Origin of the sequence: Streptomyces mauvecolor (genome assembly GCF_039532965.1) — a bacterium.
GTDB classification, from domain to species: domain Bacteria; phylum Actinomycetota; class Actinomycetes; order Streptomycetales; family Streptomycetaceae; genus Streptomyces; species Streptomyces violascens.
The window spans coordinates 1-1,040 of sequence record NZ_BAAASQ010000069.1; the positions used below are offsets into that span (position 1 = coordinate 1).

Below are 1,040 nucleotides of genomic sequence, written 5' to 3' on the forward strand. Positions count from 1 at the left end.
GAGCGTTTGGTTCGTTGATTGGCGTTTGCTCCCGGGTCAGGTTTCGCGCCAGTTGAGGGTGGCTTCGCCGGTGAGTCTGCGTGCCATGAGGTCGATCATGGCGAGGTGGATCATGGCTTCGGAGCGGTGCGGGTGCGTCTCGTAGTCGCGGGCGAGTCTGCGGTGGTGCATGAGCCAGCCGATGCTGCGTTCGATGGTCCATCGTCTTGGGATGATCTTGAACCCTTTGGTGCCGGGGTCGCGTTGGACGGGGTGCACGTCGATGCCCAGGCGGGCGCCGTGGTTGATGGCGGTGGTGCGGTAGCCGGCGTCCACCCAGGCTTTGGTGACGTGGGGGTGGGCGGCGGCGATCCGGGTCAGCAGCGTCACGCCGGCCGCGGTGTCGGACACGCTGGCGGCGGTGACCAGGACGGTCAGGAGGAGGCCGAGGGTGTCGCAGCCGAAGTGGCGCTTGCGGCCGATGATCCGTTTCCCGGCGTCGGTGCCCTGGTTGTCCAGGTGCACGTTGGCGGATGTCTTGATGGTCTGGGAGTCCAGCACGCAGGCCGACGGCTCGCTGTTGCGGCCCTCGGCCTCGCGGAGCAGGCGCCGCAGCAGCCCGGTGAGTTGCTCGAACACGCCGTCCTGCTGCCACTTGGCGAAGTAGCCGTAGACGGTCGGGTGGGGCGGGAAATCGTGGGGCAGGTACCGCCAGGGGATTCCGGTGCGGTCCACGTAGAGAATCGCGTTCATGATCTGGCGGAGGTCGTGTTCGGGCGGGCGGCCGATGTCCAGGGCGAACTGGCGACGCTTGGCCCGCCAGGCGGTGAGGACGGGTGCGATCAGCTCCCAGCGCGCGTCGGACAGATCGCTGGGATACCCGTTGTGCGGAGTCATGTTTCCGATGTACTGCGCGACGAGCGGCTCGACCAGGGGGTAAAGGGCCTGGAGCCGGGTCGAGTTGGGATGAGACAGGAGGTGCTGGAAGGAAACAGCCCTCCACCGCCACATCACGACCTTTCTGTTCGCAGGCCCCTCCAACCTCAATCCGCCGGCATCAC

Annotated in this window: 1 protein-coding gene; it reads right to left on the reverse strand. The window is 66.9% G+C overall.

Translation table 11 applies throughout. The features are described from left to right. Positions 1–36: 36 nt before the first annotated feature. Complete coding sequence (locus ABD346_RS38250) at positions 37–876, reverse strand: IS5 family transposase (protein ID WP_344380930.1); 840 nt, start codon at positions 874–876, stop codon at positions 37–39. Between the last annotated feature and the right edge of the window lie 164 nt (positions 877–1,040).